Source organism: Acinetobacter seohaensis, from assembly GCF_056431365.1.
Map to the genome: position 1 here is coordinate 18349 of NZ_JBWKMK010000005.1, position 18678 is coordinate 37026.

General features: G+C 44.0%; 17 protein-coding genes and 1 riboswitch. Of the genes, 11 read left to right on the top strand and 6 right to left on the bottom strand.

Annotation, left to right across the window (positions count from 1 at the left end):
• Nucleotides 1-207: 207 nt before the first annotated feature.
• Nucleotides 208-1545, bottom strand: a complete 1338-nt coding sequence (abuO, locus tag AC07E5_RS00535; protein WP_104852922.1) for a multidrug efflux outer membrane protein AbuO — start codon at nucleotides 1543-1545, stop codon at nucleotides 208-210.
• Between the two features lie 432 nt (nucleotides 1546-1977).
• Between abuO and AC07E5_RS00540 the strand changes: the two genes are divergently transcribed.
• From AC07E5_RS00540 to AC07E5_RS00570, 7 genes are all read left to right on the top strand, one after another.
• Nucleotides 1978-3042, top strand: coding sequence for a hypothetical protein (locus tag AC07E5_RS00540; protein WP_317097851.1), 1065 nt, complete (start codon nucleotides 1978-1980; stop codon nucleotides 3040-3042).
• Between the two features lie 99 nt (nucleotides 3043-3141).
• A riboswitch (TPP riboswitch) is annotated at nucleotides 3142-3289 on the top strand.
• 97 nt (nucleotides 3290-3386) lie between these two features.
• Nucleotides 3387-5282: a phosphomethylpyrimidine synthase ThiC gene (gene thiC, locus AC07E5_RS00545; RefSeq protein WP_317097850.1), complete on the top strand. Its 1896-nt coding sequence runs from the start codon at nucleotides 3387-3389 to the stop codon at nucleotides 5280-5282.
• 77 nt (nucleotides 5283-5359) lie between these two features.
• Nucleotides 5360-5980: an NUDIX domain-containing protein gene (locus AC07E5_RS00550; protein ID WP_317097849.1), complete on the top strand. Its 621-nt coding sequence runs from the start codon at nucleotides 5360-5362 to the stop codon at nucleotides 5978-5980.
• A 10-nt stretch (nucleotides 5981-5990) separates the two neighbouring features.
• Nucleotides 5991-6797, top strand: a complete 807-nt coding sequence (gene cpdA / locus AC07E5_RS00555) for a 3',5'-cyclic-AMP phosphodiesterase (protein WP_498624459.1) — start codon at nucleotides 5991-5993, stop codon at nucleotides 6795-6797.
• Between the two features lie 213 nt (nucleotides 6798-7010).
• Entirely contained in the window at nucleotides 7011-7538 is a 528-nt protein-coding gene (gene dksA / locus AC07E5_RS00560; protein WP_004975725.1) for an RNA polymerase-binding protein DksA, read from the top strand.
• A 2-nt stretch (nucleotides 7539-7540) separates the two neighbouring features.
• Nucleotides 7541-8470: a tRNA glutamyl-Q(34) synthetase GluQRS gene (gene gluQRS / locus AC07E5_RS00565; protein ID WP_004975723.1), complete on the top strand. Its 930-nt coding sequence runs from the start codon at nucleotides 7541-7543 to the stop codon at nucleotides 8468-8470.
• A gap of 52 nt (nucleotides 8471-8522) precedes the next feature.
• Nucleotides 8523-8759 carry a zinc-ribbon domain-containing protein gene (locus AC07E5_RS00570; RefSeq protein ID WP_498624460.1) on the top strand — a complete coding sequence of 79 codons (237 nt, stop codon included), beginning with the start codon at nucleotides 8523-8525 and terminating at the stop codon, nucleotides 8757-8759.
• A gap of 11 nt (nucleotides 8760-8770) precedes the next feature.
• Here the strand turns inward: AC07E5_RS00570 and ftsW are convergent, their stop codons facing one another.
• From ftsW to AC07E5_RS00595, 5 genes are all read right to left on the bottom strand, one after another.
• On the bottom strand, nucleotides 8771-9967 hold the full coding sequence (ftsW, locus tag AC07E5_RS00575) for a putative lipid II flippase FtsW (protein ID WP_004975720.1): 1197 nt from the start codon (nucleotides 9965-9967) through the stop codon (nucleotides 8771-8773).
• 19 nt (nucleotides 9968-9986) lie between these two features.
• Nucleotides 9987-11333: a UDP-N-acetylmuramoyl-L-alanine--D-glutamate ligase gene (gene murD, locus AC07E5_RS00580; RefSeq protein ID WP_317097848.1), complete on the bottom strand. Its 1347-nt coding sequence runs from the start codon at nucleotides 11331-11333 to the stop codon at nucleotides 9987-9989.
• Nucleotides 11334-11504: 171 nt separating this feature from the next.
• Entirely contained in the window at nucleotides 11505-11756 is a 252-nt protein-coding gene (locus AC07E5_RS00585) for a DUF6587 family protein (RefSeq protein WP_004975717.1), read from the bottom strand.
• Nucleotides 11757-11788: 32 nt separating this feature from the next.
• Entirely contained in the window at nucleotides 11789-13645 is a 1857-nt protein-coding gene (gene feoB, locus AC07E5_RS00590; protein WP_317097847.1) for a ferrous iron transporter B, read from the bottom strand.
• A complete protein-coding gene (locus tag AC07E5_RS00595; protein ID WP_019838134.1) occupies nucleotides 13642-13902 on the bottom strand; it encodes a FeoA family protein in 261 nt (86 codons plus the stop codon). Before AC07E5_RS00595 ends, feoB begins: the two co-directional genes overlap by 4 nt.
• 185 nt (nucleotides 13903-14087) lie before the next feature.
• Here AC07E5_RS00595 and xerD point away from each other — a divergent pair, with 185 nt between their 5' ends.
• The 4 genes from xerD to thrC all read left to right on the top strand — a co-directional run bounded on the left by xerD (nucleotide 14088) and on the right by thrC (nucleotide 18672).
• Complete coding sequence (gene xerD / locus AC07E5_RS00600) at nucleotides 14088-15005, top strand: site-specific tyrosine recombinase XerD (RefSeq protein ID WP_004975712.1); 918 nt, start codon at nucleotides 14088-14090, stop codon at nucleotides 15003-15005.
• Between the two features lie 150 nt (nucleotides 15006-15155).
• Complete coding sequence (locus AC07E5_RS00605) at nucleotides 15156-15971, top strand: DsbC family protein (protein WP_178318310.1); 816 nt, start codon at nucleotides 15156-15158, stop codon at nucleotides 15969-15971.
• 199 nt (nucleotides 15972-16170) lie between these two features.
• Nucleotides 16171-17475, top strand: coding sequence for a homoserine dehydrogenase (locus tag AC07E5_RS00610; protein ID WP_004975708.1), 1305 nt, complete (start codon nucleotides 16171-16173; stop codon nucleotides 17473-17475).
• A gap of 57 nt (nucleotides 17476-17532) precedes the next feature.
• Entirely contained in the window at nucleotides 17533-18672 is a 1140-nt protein-coding gene (gene thrC, locus AC07E5_RS00615; protein WP_286396896.1) for a threonine synthase, read from the top strand.
• Nucleotides 18673-18678: the final 6 nt, after the last annotated feature.

An 18678-nucleotide genomic window follows, 5' to 3' on the forward strand; every position in this document is an offset into this window, starting at 1 on the left:
TGACTGACTCATAAAGCAATAGTAGCAAAAATATGCTCGCCCCCTTGCGCAGCAAACAAAGCAACGCTTTGTTCTTGCTCATGTGGCTAAAACTTTCTCAGATTGCGTTATGAAACTTGGCAATAGTCTCGCTATTCCCTGCGTTTCATGCCTGATCTGCTCAGTTTTAGCCTACAGCGCAAGCCATTTATGAAATGTCAACAGACCCTATATGGCTTTCCGAATCAACCAAGCATTCATTTCCTGCACATCTTGTTCAGTCAATTGCCCAACGGCTGCTTTCAACTGTAACACATGCTTCAAATAGTCATACTGTGCATTGAGATAATCCTGCTTGGCAGAAAAGGCGTTACGCTGTGCCAACAGTACATCCACCATGGTTTTTAAACCTTCCTGATATTGCGCTTTGGATGCTCGTGCCACTAAATCTGCTGAATTCATTGCAGCCTGTCGCGCCTGCAATTTGGCTTGATCAGTTTCGACTTGTAAATATGCCTGTTTCACATCGGTATTGGCTTTACGGATTGCTGCATCTAGCTCGGCTTCAGATTTTTGTACCAAAACCACTGCTTTTTGCACATTTTTATTGACCCGCCCACCGCTAAACACATTCCAGTTCATTTCAATCCCGACCTGGTCGAACTGACCATCGGGCGACATGATACTTTCAGGGCTTTGTTTGGCATAACCATAACTGCCCACAGCTTCTACCTGCGGATAACGTGCTGCTTGTTCAACCCGACGTGCATCTTCGGCATATTGTCGCTGCAAACGTGCCTGTTGAATAGCCAAATTTTGAGTTTGTGCCAATTGCGACCATGCCTCTAAACTTTCAGGCACAGGTTTTTGAAATTGAAAGTCATCTCGCAAAACTGCCAAACTTTCTTGATATGGCCCAATCAATTGTGCCAACTGCTCTTGTGCCAAAACCAACTGCACATGTGTTCCAATCCTGTTCGCTCGTGCATTTTGATATTGCGCATTGGCTTCACTGACTTCACTTTTAGCCACCAAACCTTCACGCAGTTTGGCATTCATCATATTGAGCTGTTCCAACAAAGCTTTTTCTTCTTGTAAATATGCTGTTGTTAAAGACTGCTGTCTCAGCACATTAAAATACGCTTCTGATACATTCAAAATATGTTGCTGTTGTTGTAAACGTAAGGTGACTTCACTCAGGCTTAACGAGGTTTTGACTTGTTTCAGGGCTTGCCAAGCATCCCAACGAAATAAAGGCTGACGTGCTGTTAACGCGACTTGACGTGAAGTTGAAGATGAACTGCTTAAAAGCTCTGGCGAGGAACTGGCAATATTGACTCGACTCATTTCCTGACTTTTACGGGTGATATTGCCCGACAGAGTCACAGTTGGCAGTAAATTGCCTTGCGCAAGCCCTAAATTTAATTGATCGGCCTGATATTGTAATTGCTGTGCGCGCCAAGTCGGATCGCTATTTTGAGCACGCTGATAGGCTTGCATTAAATCCAAAGCAAAAGCGCTTGAACTCATCCAACATAAGCATGTCACTAACATCATTTTTTTCATTATTTTTCGATCAACCCACTCTGTAATTTCGTCAATCCTACTGCAATGTATTTTTACACCGCCCATACTAAAGCGAATTTGCTTTTTTTTCGTATGATTTTCATTAATTTTGATAATTTTTCATATTATTTCAATTCATTGCAATAATTAAGCAAAGCCATACACGTGCTAACAATCGCTGCATAAAGTGGTACTTACTCACAGGCATGTAACCAAACTCTAGCAGAATACTACAATTTACTCCGTGGCTTTGACTTTACAATGCAAGCTCTCCCCTCGTCCTTCGACCCAAGCTTCTAAAACCGTGTGCCTCACAGCGGATATTTTAAATTTAGAATTTTGGTATGAATGACTCATTTTGAATTTTTGGAATCCATAGTGCCTAAATGAAGGCACTAGATGATGAATGAATACTCATGTTGAATTGCTGTAATGGTTAAATTTCTTCGCGCCAGTAAACTTGCCCTACTGCTTGGCAGTTGTCTGTATTTGCTCGCCTGCCAAAATTCAGATACACCTCCCGTAGCTGAACCACCAAAGGTACAGGCCAGTGCCAGCGAGCCTGTGGATTTGACCCAAATGTGTGAAAATATTCAGTACAATATGCAGCAAATTGACAATACCCGCACCACGTTTGCGCTAGAACAAATTAATCAGGATTTAAAAGTCTGCCTACCCTTGCTGCCTTTGAATGAGCAATTAAATTTGCTCAATCTTTCGACCCAAATGTATCAACGCTTTTTGCATGTAGAACGCAGCGCTGCAGAACAAGCTGCCTTTGACCAACACGCTTTTGATATGGCACAGCATCCGACCATTCAGCAAAGTCATTTTGAAAACTTTGCCTTGCGTGATCAATATTTATTGAAACATAAGGGACAAGCCTATTTAGAGCTATACGATGCAGGTGAAGCACAGTTGGTTTATCGTCGAAGCCCGCAATACTTAGCCATTATTTTTGCGCCTTACATGCCCGATGCCGAGCAGATTTTTATTGAAAGAATGGCCAATGACAATATGCAGCACAGCCTGCGTGATGGTGGACTCACCCTTGATGCTGCCGATTTGACTGAACGCGCCTTATTTTGGGAAGATTACGTGCAGCGTTATCCTAAAAGTCGCTTTATACGGGATGCACGTTATCTAGCCGAAGTGTATGCCTTGCTGCTGTTTAAAGGCACAGTCAACAGTCCTGTTTCTCAGGATTATGTCGATGAATACAGTATCCAACCTGCCGTATTATTTGAAATTAAAAAACTGGCAAAGTTGCAAAAATCTCCCTTAGCACAGCAAGCGCGTAAATTCCTTGCCTTTTTACACATGAGCAGTGAACAACGACTCACTGAAATTGTAGCACAGCCCACTGCACGTGAACAGCGTGAATATGGCGATGATGCTTTAGTACATGCACAGTTGCATCAATATTTAAATTTAAAGAACATCTCCATCCATGCAAAACGCGATTGTTTTAGTGATGCCGTTTGTATTACTCGCTAATTATCCAAAGTCGCTTAAAGCTCAAATACTTGTCATTAGGCATCAAAGAATAAAAGCCGCGCGAAGCCTGCTTTTATACCAACAACGTGCTACTATTTATACAGCTTGACGGAGCGCGAGTAATGCCTCGCTGAGATTGTGTCCATGCTGAGTTTGTAGCCTAAAATCTGCAAACCAAGCTGTAAACCCAAGTACCGTTGAACCTGATCAGGTTAAAACCTGCGTAGGAATCAAGCCCATCTAAAAACATAGCACCCAAATTGTTCCCTTGTTCAAAACAGATCAGTTTGCCCTTGTTTTTGGTCGTGCTTGATTCGTTGATTTCATTCTTCAGGATCATTGCAATGAACCAATTAACGAATCTATCCCCTGCTGATATTTCTGCTCAACACGAGCAAGATGCCAAAGATTTAACCCGCATTTTACCTGCATCGAAAAAAGTCTATATCCAAGGCTCACGCCCAGACATTCAGGTGCCAATGCGTGAAATTGAACTGACTGACACTCCAACAGGTTTAGGCGGTGAGCACAATCCGCCGCTCATGGTGTATGACACTTCAGGTGTATATACCGATCCAAATGTTGAAATTGATCTGAATAAAGGCTTGCCGAACATCCGCGACAGCTGGATTGAAGAGCGCCAAGACACCGAAAAACTAGAAACCCTTAGCTCGGCATTTGGTCAAGAGCGTTTACGCGATATTCGTACTGCAGAGATCCGTTTTGCCCATATTCAAAAGCCGCGTCGTGCCAAAGCGGGTAAAAACGTCACCCAAATGCACTATGCCAAACAAGGCATCATTACCCCTGAAATGGAATATATCGCCATTCGTGAAAACCAACGCCAACGCGAAGGTGTCGATATGCGTCAACATCCGGGGCAAAACTTTGGGGCTAAAAACTTAACTGAAATCACACCTGAATTTGTACGTCAGGAAGTAGCTGAAGGCCGTGCAATTATTCCTGCCAACATTAACCACCCAGAATGTGAGCCGATGATTATTGGTCGCAACTTCTTGGTCAAAATCAATGCCAATATTGGTAACTCGGCACTGGGTTCAAGTATTGATGAAGAAGTCGCAAAAATGACTTGGGCGACCCGTTGGGGTGCAGATACCATCATGGATTTATCGACAGGTAAAAACATCCATGAAACCCGTGAATGGATTATCCGCAACTCGCCTGTGCCAATTGGTACTGTACCTATTTATCAGGCACTAGAAAAAGTAAACGGCATTGCCGAAGACCTCACTTGGGAAATCTTTAAAGACACGCTGATTGAACAGGCTGAACAAGGTGTGGATTACTTCACCATTCACGCAGGCGTGTTATTGCGTTATGTACCACTCACGGCCAATCGCTTAACAGGTATTGTATCGCGTGGCGGTTCAATCATGGCGCAATGGTGTTTGGCGCATCATGAAGAAAACTTCCTTTACACACACTTTGATGAAATCTGCGAAATCATGAAAGCTTACGATGTATCGTTCAGCTTAGGTGATGGTTTACGTCCGGGTTGTATTCAAGATGCCAACGATGAAGCACAATTCAGCGAACTGCGAACTTTGGGTGAATTGACTCACCGCGCTTGGGAACATGATGTGCAAGTGATGATTGAAGGCCCGGGGCACGTACCAATGCACATGGTCAAAGAAAATATGGACTTGCAACTTGAAGTCTGTAAAGAAGCACCATTCTATACACTCGGCCCATTAACCACGGATATTGCACCAGGTTATGACCATATTACTTCTGCAATTGGTGCAGCGATGATTGGTTGGTACGGTACTGCAATGTTGTGCTATGTGACACCTAAAGAGCACTTAGGCTTACCGAACAAAAAAGACGTCAAAGACGGCATCATCACCTATAAAATTGCAGCACATGCGGCTGACCTTGCCAAAGGACATCCGGGCGCGCAAGCCCGTGACAATGCGCTGTCTAAAGCACGTTTTGAATTCCGCTGGGAAGATCAGTTCAACCTGAGCCTTGACCCAGACACCGCACGCAGCATGCATGATGAAACCATGCCCAAAGAAGCGCATAAGTCTGCACACTTCTGTTCAATGTGCGGACCAAAGTTCTGCTCCATGAAAATCACCCAAAATGTGAGAGATTATGCACAAAATCAAAATGCTGCGAACAAAACAGAGCAAGTAGATACAGAGGTAGAATCAGGTCTCAAAGCCATGAAAACCGCTTATCAGGAACATGGTCAAAAATTGTACCATAAGCTATAAATTGTTTAAAAAGCGTTTGTATTCAATCAAATCTCAGTTAGGATGAAATCATGCTTTGCTCATCCTGATGAGAGTTTATGAAGATTATTCAACAAGCAACTTATGGTCATCACGATGCACAGATTCACCAGCGTGAATACCTGTATCGCGGGTTTATTCAGGTTGAGAAAGTCAGCCTGAGCCATCGCTTGTTTAATCAAACCACCTATACCCCAGTCCTTCAGCGTGAACTTATTCAGCGCCCTGAAGCGGCTGGGGTACTCATTTATGATGCCGCACAACAAAAATTTGCACTGATTGAACAGTTCCGCATTGGTGCAATTGACGACAGCGACTCGCCTTGGCAATTGGAAGTGATTGCAGGGGTACTAGATGGCAATGAATCGCCTGAAAGCTGCATTCGTCGTGAAGCCTTAGAAGAGTCAGGCTGTAAGCTGCAACAACTACAACATTTATTCAGTTTTTATCCATCTGCCGGTGCATGCGCAGAATTGTTCCACTTATATAGTGCGAGCACCACGTTACCACAGGAAGGTGGCGTGTTTGGTATGCCAGATGAAGGAGAGAATATTCAATTACACATTCTTGATTATCAGGAAATTCCAAACTTGCTGACCAATGGTCGGCTAAAAAACGCACCTGTCATCATGGCATTGCAATGGTTACAACAACAAATTAAAACCGTGAAGGATGTCTAAGGGGTCAGGCATGACTTTATTCTCAAACAATCACCAGCAACGCTGGACAATTGTACAAATTTCAGATACGCACCTCATGAATCAGGAAGATTTAGAGTTTGTGCACATGAATCCTGAACGCAGCTTTCACGCGGTAATGCACGATATTCAACAGCAATATCCGCAGCTCGATGCTATTTTCCATACAGGCGATTTAGCACAAATCCCTGTTGCTGAAACCTATCAGCGTTATTTGCAGTTTATGCAGACTTTGAATACGCCGCATTTCCAGATTCCGGGCAATCATGATGATGCCGCGGTTTTTCCATTCCATTTACAGTCCAATCAAGTTCATGCAATTGAGTTGGGCAATTGGAGTGTCATTTTACTGAATACTGCGGTTAAAGGTCGGATTGATGGCTGGATGGACGCAGCACAGTTACAACAATTAGATCAGGTTCTGCAACAACATGCGCATCAGTATGTGATCATTGCCTGTCATCATCATCCTTTTGATATGCATTCACACTGGATTGATCAGCACAAGTTAAAAAATACTGAAGATCTAATTGATGTATTGGCGCGGCACAATCAAGTCAAACTGGTGCTGTGCGGTCATGTGCATCAGGACTCACTCAATCAATGGCAAGGGATTCAGTTTTACTCGACCCCATCGACCTGCGTGCAGTTCAAACCACACAGCCAACACTTTGCCTTAGGTACAGAAGCCCCGGATTACCGTGTGTTACATTTGAATGCAGATGGCAGTTTTAGCACTCAGGTGCATCGGGTTGAGCATATCGTGCAACAAATAAATTTTGAAATTTCAGGTTATTAACTTTTCATTTTATTTCTTTTGCTTTACTTTATGCCTTCAACGAAAAAATGCGATAACACATCCAAACATCAAAGACTATCCATAATCAAAAAAAGTCTATATGATGACGTCCCCCGAAGATCGAATATTGTTCTTTGGGAGTGGATAAAAACACTTGCATATCACCATATTTTTCGCGTACCAATCGTACGCATATGATGAGGAATGCCCTACATGGCGAATGACAACCAAAATCAAGTCTTGGACGAACAAACAGATCTTGTAGAAGAAAAAGCTACAAAACGCGTGCGTAAGGCAAAGCCAAAGGCTTTAGAGGGCGGTTCTACAGCTAGCTTATTTGGTATTGCACCTTATCAGCCTAAAAAAAATGAAGAATACATGTCTGAAGGACAGCTCGAGCATTTCCGTCAAATTCTCATGGCGTGGAAAGAAGAGTTAATGTCAGAAGTTGACCGCACTTTAAACACCATGCAAGACGAAAATACAGCCTTGCCAGATGTAAACGACCGTGCGACTCAAGAAGAAGAGTTTGCAATTGAATTACGTACCCGTGACCGTGAACGTAAATTGATTCGTAAAATTGAACAATCCATTGAAGCGATTAAAAACGATGACTATGGTTTCTGTGAAACTTGTGGTATCGAAATTGGTCTGCGTCGTTTAGAAGCACGCCCAACGGCAACGTTATGTATTGACTGCAAAACTTTGGCAGAGATCAAAGAGAAGCAAAATAACGGTTAATTGTGACTGTTGAAAATTCTTTAGCGGAGCATGCTCCCCATGCGCAGCAGCGAGATCATATTTCGCTGACGCGCTACTCAGGTCGGTTTGCGCCATCGCCAACCGGCCCTTTGCATTTTGGCTCTCTCATTACTGCCGTTGCCAGTTATTGCGATGCCAAAGCCCAGCACGGCACTTGGCTGGTACGTATTGAAGATACTGACATCCCACGCATTTACCCTGGCAGTGAAAATCATATCTTGCGTTGTATTGATGCCTTTCAATTTGAGCCGGATGCCGAAATTATTTTCCAGAAAGATCGCCTCGATCTCTATGCAGCCGTGTTGCAACAATTGCAGCAACGCGACTTGGTCTATGCCTGTCAATGCACCCGCAAAATGCTTGGCTCCAATCATATTTATGCAGGGACTTGCCGCAATTTAGGTTTAGATTTTGCCAATCAAGCGATTCGAGTCAAAGTCACAGACCAAGAGATTTGCTTTCAAGACCGCCTGCAAGACAAACAATGTTCCAACCTTGCGCAGGACTTGGGCGATTTTGTCCTAAAACGGCGTGATGGCATTATCAATTATCAACTGGCAGTGGTGGTGGATGATTATTTGCAAGGCATTACCCATGTGGTTCGCGGCGCAGATTTACTCGACAACACCGCACGGCAAATCTATTTGGGGCAACTGTTAGGCTACCCTAAACTCAGCTACACGCACCTGCCTTTAGCCATGAATGCACAAGGGCAAAAACTGTCTAAACAGAACTTGGCACAAGCTTTAGATTTAGCCCAAGCACCGAAGCTGCTACAAGCCGCTTTAACTGCCTTAAATCAAGCCACTGTCGAATTAGACACCCCTGCACGCATGCTTACGCAAGCCATTCAGCAATGGGATCTTTCACGTATTCCTGCAGGCACAGCTTTACACGGCTATTATTTATAAAATTTAAAATTCAGTTATGCTCAAATTGAAATAGATCATTTGAGGTTGTGTCATGTTTTTTTTTGGTGTTGGACCGAAAACCAAAGTGGTCGAGAAAAGTCAATTTAGCTGCCCCGTTTGCCGCACTCGCAGTAGCTATGAACTCAGACAGCAACGACAATATTTTTCCTTATTTTTTATTCCCTTGTTTCCTATGTCTAAACAAAAAAATACTACAGTCAAGTGCTTACACTGCGGAACAGTCATGCCAAGCATGGTCTTGCACCATGCTCAGCCAGAAGCGAAATAGAAGGATAAATTCTAGAAGCTGGATTCTTCACGGCTAGGGTTAATCTCATGCGTGCTGGCTTCAATTTTCAGAATCAAACTCACCATCACTGCACACATAATTAACGATGAACCACCATAACTAATAAAAGGTAGAGTCAAACCTTTGGTAGGCAACATACCCATATTCATGCCTGCATTCACCATAATCTGTAATAAGAAGATAATGCTGATGCCATAAGCCAAATATCCTGCACGTAAGTACTGGTTTTTCAGGGCGCGATGACCAATTTTAATGCAGGCAATCAGCATAGCAAAAGACAAGCTCAACACCACAAAAATGCCTAAAAAGCCAAACTCTTCACCTAAGACAGCCAACATAAAGTCCGTATGTGCTTCAGGTAAATAGGACATTTTCTGGATACTATGCCCCAAGCCTACGCCTGCCCATTCACCGCGTCCAAATGCCATTAAGGCGTTAGACAACTGATAACCGACACCCAAAGGGTCATTCCACGGGTTTGAGAACGACATTAAACGCTCAAAACGATAAGGCTCAAATACCACCAAAAACACAAAGGCGGCAATAATCGCGCCAAAGGCAATACCAAACTGAATTAATGGCGCACCAGCTAAAAAGAAGACCCCTAACATGGTCAAGGCAATCACCACGGTCGCCCCCAAGTCAGGCTCTGCAATCACCAAACCTACCGTGACTGCCATAATCACTGCAAGACGAATCAGACCTTTAATGTTATTACGCACTTCTTCGGCACGGCGCACCACATAGTCAGCGGTAAAAATGGCCATCATCACTTTAGCGACTTCGGAAGCTTGCAGGGTAAAACCTGCGACCCGAATCCAGCGTTTAGAACCATTGACTTCAGTACCCACCAGCAACACTGCAGCCAACAAGGCAATGGTCACAATCCACAGAAAGAAGGTGTTGTTAAACCAGGTATTCAGCGGCACTCTATAGGCAATCACGGCAGCGATTAATGCCACCACAATAGAAATGCCATGACGCAATACATAGTGAAAGGCATTTTCATGCATGCGCTCGGCATAAGGCATCGAAGCCGATGCCACCATGATTGAACCAATACATAACAGCGCCAGTACGCTAAAAATCAGTACATTGCGTACATTCACTTCCGCTGGCAGTTTGGGTAACCAGCGCTCATAGACCTGATTGAGTTTATTGATTGTTGTCTGAGCAAAGCCAGCCATATCTCACACCTTATTGTTGTTATACCAGTGCGTTGACATAAGCAACGAACTTGTGACCACGTTCTGGATAGCCCGAGAACATATCAAAACTTGCACATGCAGGTGACAATAACACCACATCATGCGCTTGTGTATGTTGTTGGCAGATTTCAACTGCTTGTTGCAAGGTATCTGCAGTTAAGAGTTGGGTTGTTCCCGCAACTGCTGTTTCAATTTTCGTAGCATCCTCACCAATCAACACTGCCAGTTTGGCATATTGTTGCAATGATTGGCGTAGCGCAGTGAAGTCCTGCCCTTTGCCTTGCCCACCTAAAATAATTGCAACCTTACCGCCTTGTGCCTGAATTGCTGCACCCAAGCCATCTAAAGCTGCCAAAGTTGCACCGATGTTGGTTCCTTTGGAGTCATTATAATAACGCACCCCATGTAATTCTTTGACGAATTCACAACGATGCTCCAAACCTTTAAAGGTTTTCAGCGTTTCCAGCATGCTGTGCATAGATAAACCAATGGTTTCACCCAATGCCAAACACGCTAATGCGTTAGCAATATTGTGTGTGCCTTGAATATACATCTCGGTGCTTTTTAATAAACGCTCACGCCCACGTGCCAACCACATGCTGCCATCATCATCTTTTAATAAGCCGTATTGGTTTAGGTCAGGCGCATTTAAGCCAAAACTTTGCATAGGAGTCTGATCTGGCACCAACGGACGACTCAAAGCATCATCACGGTTAAACACCACTTTTTTCACACCCTGAAAAATACGATGTTTGGCGGTGTGATAACCGAACATATCGCCATGACGGTCTAAATGGTCTTCACTCATGTTCAGCACTACCGCCACTTCTGCATTTAAATTCGAGGTGGTTTCTAGCTGAAAACTGGAGAGTTCTAAAATATACAGTTCAGGATCATCTTTAATCAAATCCAGCGCAGGGCGTCCCAAATTTCCACCTACCGCGACTTTTTTACCTGCCTGCTCTGCCATTAAACCAATCAGTGTGGTAACGGTACTTTTCGCATTAGACCCTGTAATTGCCACAATAGGTTTGTCGGTCGCACGACGTAAAATCTGAATTTCACTCACCACAGGAATGCCCTGCGCCATCGCAGCCTGAATTTCAGGGAGTTTTGGATCTAAACCTGGGCTAATCACAATTTCTTCCGCAGACAGCAATAAATCCTGATCAAACTGACCAAAACGGGTTTCTACTTCGGCAGGAATTTGGTCATGCCCTGGGGGTGTGGGGCGAGAATCTGTCACAGCAACGCGGTAACCCTGATGATGTAAAAAATTAACGGCTGCAACACCAGAAATACCAAGTCCTGCAACGACTTTTAATCCACCACGTTGTATTAACATTTTTGCCCCATTTTGTGCGCTAATTTTGAAACAGACAAAATAGTAGCACTTTGCTGTTTTGAATGCTTTTTCTGTTTGCAGTTCCTGCAGTTTTTTTGTGTCAGTGCGTAAAAAAACCGTCATATTGCAGACGGTTTTTAAAAAGAATATTGCTAAAGTGAATAAACAAGCCTATTTCCACTTCACCGCTTGAACTTCAACTTTCTTTTCTGCGGGTTGATCTTGAGAATCACAACCACAACTGCCACCACAGCCTGCCGCGGCTGCAGGTTTTAGCCATTTGGCCAAGCCATGCCAGCCTTTTTCAGTACAGAAATTGGAGAGTTTTAGAAAAACTGCGCCAGAAGTCTTGGGAAAGACTTTTTTAAAGACAACTACAGCACTCCACAGTACCAATGCAGCAACAATTAAAATTTCAACCATGTTCATCTACTCCTGTAGGTCAGGCATGTGCCTTAACCCAACAAATACGATGCCGTTTGATAAGTCAGGAATGACATGAAATAAGCCAAACCAAATAGATAGCAGGTCATAATACTGACCGTACGCCATGATCCTGTTTCGCGTTTTACCGTTGCTAAAGTTGCCAAACAATGCGGTGCATAAATAAACCACACCAATAACGATAAACCCGTTGCCAATGACCAGCCCAGTTCACCACCACCACTAATTAAAGCAGCCAAACCTTGGGACATGGCATCTTCATCCACTGCAGATAAGGCATAGACTGTGCCTAATGCAGCCACCACCACTTCACGCGCTGCCATCGCAGGAATCAAGGCAATCACGATCTGCCAGTTAAAGCCCACAGGAGCAAAAAATGGCTGTAATACATGCCCCAGCATCCCTGCAAAACTATAGTCAATTGCAGGCATGGTCGCGCCTTCAGGCGGCTGCGGGAACGTACACAAGAACCACAATAAAATCGACAGTGCAAAAATAATGCCACCGACACGCTTTAAGAAAATTTTGGCGCGATCTAGCAAACCAATCCAAACACTTTTTAGGTCTGGAAAACGGTAACTTGGTAGTTCCATCAACAAGACATGCTCAGATTTATCTTTTTGCAAAAATTTAAGCACAAAAGATACGCCCAAGGCACTCACAATGCCTGCCATATACAGACCAAACAAGACCAGACCTTGTAAATTAAACATGCCCCATACGGTTTGATTGGGAATGAATGCTGCGATGAGTAAGGCATATACAGGCAAGCGCGCAGAACAAGTCATTAACGGCGCAACCATAATCGTGGTTAAACGATCACGTGGGTCAGCAATACTACGTGTTGCCATAATGCCCGGCACTGCACAGGCAAAACTAGACAGCAATGGAATAAAGGCACGACCACTCAAACCTGCGCTAAACATCAGCTTATCGAGCAAGAATGCGGCACGTGGCAAATAACCCGATTCCTCTAAAATTAAAATAAACAGGAACAGAATTAAAATTTGCGGCAAGAACACCACCACACCGCCTGCGCCCGCAATAATGCCATCCACAATCAAGCTGTTCAGCAAGGGATGGCTAATGTTTTCGCCAATCACTTCACCTAGCCAGCCAAATAAACTTTCGATGCCATCCATAAACGGTGCAGCCCAAGCAAATACCGCTTGGAAGACAACAAACATCATCACCGCAAGGCTGACTAAACCGAATACAGGATGTAAAAAAATTTTATCGAGGAAGTCGGAGCGTTTGTCTTCTTGATCTACAAAGTGCACCACATCATGCAAAATGGTTTGAATACGCTGATGCTGAGTGCCTGTTAGGCCTGTCAATTCTGTCTGCGGAACAGCAAATTTGCCCTGATCTAAGGCGTGCATTAAATTTTGAATACCTGAATCACGCACCGCAACGGTTTCCACCACAGGCACACCCAAACGCTCAGACAATTTTTGCGTATTAATTTGCATTCCGCGGCGGCGTGCTTCATCCATCATGTTGAGCACCAATAAAATTGGACGTCCCAACTCAATCATTTCAAGCACCAAACCCAAATGTAATTTTAGGTTGGTCGCATCGACCACACACAAAAATGCATCTTGCTGACCTTCTTCAGCAATTTTGCCCTGAACCACATCTCGGGTAATGGCTTCGTCGGGACTGGTAGCTTCTAAGCTGTAAGTGCCTGGTAAATCTAAAACCCGCACCGCTTGCCCTGAAGGCAAGCTGAACTGCCCAAGCTTGCGCTCTACGGTAACACCCGCATAGTTTGCAACTTTCTGACGCGTCCCTGTCAAATGGTTAAATAAAGAAGTTTTACCGCAGTTTGGATTCCCTACAAGTGCGATACGTAAGGCATCGCTCATGCAGATGCTCCTTGCTCAATTTCTATGCGTTGAGCTTCTACTTTGCGCAAGGCAAATCGGGTAAATCCCACTTGAATTAAGATCGGATCTCCACCAAAAATACCTTTAGTGATCACCTGCACAGGCGTCCCAGGCACAAAGCCTAACGTTTCTAAGCGATTCGCAACCAAATCATTTAGGGATGTTGCACCATCGGCAGTACGTAATACCTGACGGATGATGGCTGTTTGTTTTGCTTTAAGTTCTGACAAACGCACCGTGAAATTCCTATACCATTTTGCACATTATAACATGCAAATGAGAACAATTAACAAATAAGGTCGACTTACATTTAAATGCTTTATATCACATCGACAGCCCTGCTGAATTGGATTAGAGTAGAAAATAACGCTGCTTATTATCGAATTTCTCAATTAATTTTGTGATTTCGCCTGTGATTCCTATGCTGAACAAAAAACCTCGTATTCCTGCTGCAATACAAATTCCAGAAGCTTTAAGCTTTTTGGAAGGCTATCGCAACGATTTAATCGCGCAAAGTGTCAGCCCGCATACCCGCAATGCCTATCTGTCCGATTTAATTCAATGCAGTGACTATGTCAGCAAACCCATGCCTGAATGGAATCATGACGATATTTCAGATGTACTCATCGAACTCACCAAACAACAAAAAAGCCCCCGCTCTATTGCACGCTGCCTGTCTGCACTACGTTCTTTTTATAAATTTTTAAGAGAGCACAAACTGCGCTCTGACAACCCTGTTGCTGCGCATAAAACCCCAAAATTAGGTCGTGCCTTACCCAAAGATTTATCTGAAGCCGATGTTGAAGCTTTAATTCACGCCCCCGACATCAACACTGCACTCGGATTACGAGATCGTGCCATGCTTGAAGTCTTATATGCTTGCGGTTTACGAGTGACGGAATTGCTGAATTTACGTTTAGAATTAATCAACCTAAAACAAGGCTATTTACGAATTGTAGGTAAAGGCAATAAAGAGCGTTTGGTGCCTATGGGACAAGTCGCTTGTGAATGGATAGAAAAATATTTAACCGAGTCGCGTCCGCAACTGTATAAAAGTGCTACCGATTATCTATTTTTAACGGTGCATGGCGGCATTATGAGCCGACAAAATTTTTGGTATGCCATTAAACGCTATGCCCTGCAAGCAGGCATTCAAGCCGAGTTATCGCCACACACGTTAAGACATGCCTTTGCCACACACTTACTCAATCATGGGGCAGATTTACGCGTGGTACAAATGCTGCTCGGGCACAGTGATTTATCCACCACACAAATCTACACCCACGTCGCACAAATCCGTATGCAGCAATTGCATGCCCAGCATCATCCACGGGCTTAAAAAAACAAAAACGACGTCGAAGCATAAGATCTACTGAAACTTCGTCTATGAACGTAAGCCATTTATGAAATGGCAACAGACCCTAACGATCACGAATATTTTTTGTTATGCTAACGCTCTATTTTTTATGCCAACAAGAAAGGGTTGTTTATGACATTTACCCGCTCGACACTTTTGATTGCCTGTTCACTGGCAAATGCTTTTGCAATCACCGCATGTTCAAATGCAAACAATGAAGATAAAAAGCAAACCACACTCACCGCCAGTGCGCCTGCAACGGGTGAAGCATCAACCCTAATTGAACGCAATGCACAACAGCGTTTAAGTACAACCTTGCAGCAACATTTTAAAACTGCAGGTATCAACGCCAAAATTACCGACATTAAAGCCACTGAAGTTCCAAATTTATTTTGGGTGAGTCTTGAAGGCATGTCATCGGTCTATGCCACCAGTGATGGCAAATACATTATTCAGGGCGATGTGATCCGTTTAGGTGACAAAGAACTACATAACGTCAGTGAAAACCTGCAAGCAGGCGTGAACAAGAAAATTTTTGCTGAATTAAAACAGGAAGATTTATTGGTATTCCCTGCCAAAGGCAAAACCAAACACGTCATTTATGTATTTACCGATGTCAGCTGTCCATATTGCCATCGTCTACATGAACAAATGGATGAAATGAATGGTAAAGGCATTGAAGTCCGTTACATTGCTTGGCCGCGTGGTGAACAGCACATGCCTGCTATGGAAGCAATTTGGTGTAGCGAAGATCGTCACGCTGCCTTTAATCAGGTCATGAATGGCGCACAAATTGCACCTGCCAACTGTAAAAACCCTGTTCGTGCTCAGTATCAATTGGGCTTAAATATGGGCGTCAATGGCACACCTGCGATTTATAATGCCGAAGGCGTATATTTAGGCGGCTATCTGTCTACCGCTGAATTGATCAAGCGCTTAGACAAATAAAAATAGCGGATCTGTGGATGCTGCATCATCCCAATACACCAAGACGTAGCATCTATGAAGCCAATATAAATAACGATTTTTTATGCGTTATTTTACTTTTTTTTATACTGTGAAGATAAGTGAGATCTGCCCTAGAGTCAGCGCGTTTTTTTAGCTATGATCTAGGCTTGCTTAAAGTTATTAAAATATGGAGTGTGACGTGAAACCAGTTCGTCTGGCAATCCTCGGTCTTGGTACTGTGGGTGGTGGTGCCCTTAAACTATTAAAAGAAAATGCTGCTGAGATTAGACGTCGCACCGGTCGTGAAATTGAAATCACTTATGTGGGAACACGTCGTCCGCGTCCTGACCTAAACTTGCCTGAATCGGTCAAGCAAAGCTCCGACTTGATGGACATTGTCCGTCAACCCGATGTAGACGTGGTGGTTGAAGTGATGGGCGGTATTCACCCTGCTTATGACGTGATCATGGAAGCCATGAAGCACGGCAAACAAGTAGTGACAGCCAACAAAGCCCTACTTGCAGAACACGGCAATGAGCTATTTAAAGCAGCTGAAGACAATGCCGTACAAATTGCCTATGAAGCTGCGGTTGCAGGTGGTATTCCAATTATTAAAGTCATCCGTGAAGGTTTGGCTGCCAACAAAATTGAATGGTTGGCAGGCATCATCAACGGTACAGGCAACTTCATTTTAAGTGAAATGCGTGAAAAAGGTCGTGCATTTGAAGATGTACTGAAAGAAGCGCAAGAGTTAGGCTATGCCGAAGCCGATCCGACTTTTGACGTCGAAGGTATTGATGCTGCACACAAACTGACTATTTTGGCTTCATGTGCATTTGGTATTCCACTACAGTTTGACAAAGTCTTTACCGAAGGTATTGGCAAAGTGACCGCACAAGATGTGAAATATGCCGAAGAACTCGGTTTCCGCATCAAACACTTGGGGATTGCCCGTCGTACCGATAAAGGTATTGAATTGCGTGTTCACCCAACTTTAATTCCTGAAGAAGAATTGATTGCCAATGTTAATGGCGTGAAAAATGCGGTCTTGGTACAAGCCAATGCGGTTGGTCCAACGCTCTATTATGGCGCAGGTGCAGGTGCAGGCCCAACAGCCTCTGCAGTAGTTGCAGATGTCGTTGATATTGTCCGTGACATTTCTTATACCGAAGATGGCGCAGGTACAATTCCGCAATTGGCATTTGAAGCCTTAACCGACTTGCCAATTTTAAGCCGTGAAGAAATGACCACGGGTTACTACATTCGCATTAATGCCGAAGACCAAACTGGCGTACTTGCTGATGTGACCACTATTTTAAGCCGCGCGGGAATCAGTATTGATGCCATCATGCAGCAATCACGCTTGAAAGACCTTATTCCTATCGTGATTCTGACTGACCCAGTCCTAGAATCAAAAATGGATGAAGCGTTACAACAAATTCAAGCATTGCCAACCATTCATGGCGAAATTGTACGAATTCGTTTAGAATCGCTTGATAATTAATCGGGTGGAGGGGAGTATTTCCCCTTGCCAAGCTCTACACACAATTGGAACATCATCATGTCGAATGCCAATCGTTATACTGGTTTAGTTGACCGTTATCGTGACCGTTTACCAGTGTCTGCAACCACACGTGCAATCTCTCTAGGCGAAGGAAACACGCCACTGATTAAGCTTGAGAATATTCCACGCATTATTGGTAAAGATGTTGAAATTTATGTGAAGTATGAAGGCTTAAACCCGACAGGTTCATTTAAAGACCGTGGTATGACCATGGCAGTTACTAAAGCAGTTGAAGAAGGTTCAAAAGCCATTATCTGTGCATCTACAGGTAATACTTCTGCTGCTGCTGCTGCCTATGCTGCACGTGCAGGCATCAAAGCATTCGTTTTAATTCCTGAAGGCAAAATTGCCATGGGTAAAATGGCACAAGCGATGATGTACGGTGCCATCACCATGCAAATCCGCGGTAACTTTGACGATGGTATGCGTCTAGTTAAAGAAGTTGCTGACCAAGCACCTGTGACCATTGTGAACTCGATCAACCCTTACCGCCTACAAGGTCAAAAGACCATTGCGTATGAAATTGTAGATGAGTTAGGTCGTGCACCAGATTACCACTGCTTACCTGTAGGTAACGCAGGCAACATTACTGCACACTGGATGGGTTATACCGAAGCGGTTGCCAACCAATCTGCCGATCAATTCGAGCAAGTGGTCTATGACGCAGCAACGGACAAATTCACAGGTCCAAACCCTGAAGGCCGCCCAATCATGGTGGGTTATCAAGCGTCTGGCGCTGCGCCATTCTTACGTGGTGCGCCTGTAGAAAACCCTGAAACTGTTGCAACTGCAATTCGTATTGGTAACCCACAAAGCTGGAACCATGCCAAAGCCGTTGTACGCGATTCAGAAGGTTGGTTTGATGAGCTAACTGATGCTGAAATCTTAGAAGCACAACGCATGCTTTCAATGTATGAAGGCGTATTTGTTGAGCCTGCATCTGCTGCGTCTATTGGTGGTGCAATGCGCGACATCAAAGCAGGTAAAATTGCTGAAGGTTCTGTGATCGTATGTACTGTGACAGGTAACGGTTTAAAAGATCCTGACACTGCCATCAAGCAATGCCAAGATGCAGTAATGTTGTCGATTGATGCAACTATGGATCAAGTTCGTGATTCAATTCTGTCAAATATGTAATTCATA

Excerpts from the sequence above, each read along its gene's own strand:
- ftsW (WP_004975720.1), bottom strand. The coding sequence starts at position 9,967 with ATGGCTGGCTTTGCTCAGACAACAATCAATAAACTCAATCAGGTCTAT.
- AC07E5_RS00540 (WP_317097851.1), top strand. The coding sequence starts at position 1,978 with ATGGTTAAATTTCTTCGCGCCAGTAAACTTGCCCTACTGCTTGGCAGT.
- xerD (WP_004975712.1), top strand. The coding sequence starts at position 14,088 with ATGCTGAACAAAAAACCTCGTATTCCTGCTGCAATACAAATTCCAGAA.
- abuO (WP_104852922.1), bottom strand. The coding sequence starts at position 1,545 with ATGAAAAAAATGATGTTAGTGACATGCTTATGTTGGATGAGTTCAAGC.
- AC07E5_RS00585 (WP_004975717.1), bottom strand. The coding sequence starts at position 11,756 with ATGGTTGAAATTTTAATTGTTGCTGCATTGGTACTGTGGAGTGCTGTA.
- thiC (WP_317097850.1), top strand. The coding sequence starts at position 3,387 with ATGAACCAATTAACGAATCTATCCCCTGCTGATATTTCTGCTCAACAC.
- AC07E5_RS00550 (WP_317097849.1), top strand. The coding sequence starts at position 5,360 with ATGAAGATTATTCAACAAGCAACTTATGGTCATCACGATGCACAGATT.
- AC07E5_RS00570 (WP_498624460.1), top strand. The coding sequence starts at position 8,523 with ATGTTTTTTTTTGGTGTTGGACCGAAAACCAAAGTGGTCGAGAAAAGT.
- dksA (WP_004975725.1), top strand. The coding sequence starts at position 7,011 with ATGGCGAATGACAACCAAAATCAAGTCTTGGACGAACAAACAGATCTT.
- thrC (WP_286396896.1), top strand. The coding sequence starts at position 17,533 with ATGTCGAATGCCAATCGTTATACTGGTTTAGTTGACCGTTATCGTGAC.
- feoB (WP_317097847.1), bottom strand. The coding sequence starts at position 13,645 with ATGAGCGATGCCTTACGTATCGCACTTGTAGGGAATCCAAACTGCGGT.
- murD (WP_317097848.1), bottom strand. The coding sequence starts at position 11,333 with ATGTTAATACAACGTGGTGGATTAAAAGTCGTTGCAGGACTTGGTATT.
- AC07E5_RS00605 (WP_178318310.1), top strand. The coding sequence starts at position 15,156 with ATGACATTTACCCGCTCGACACTTTTGATTGCCTGTTCACTGGCAAAT.
- cpdA (WP_498624459.1), top strand. The coding sequence starts at position 5,991 with ATGACTTTATTCTCAAACAATCACCAGCAACGCTGGACAATTGTACAA.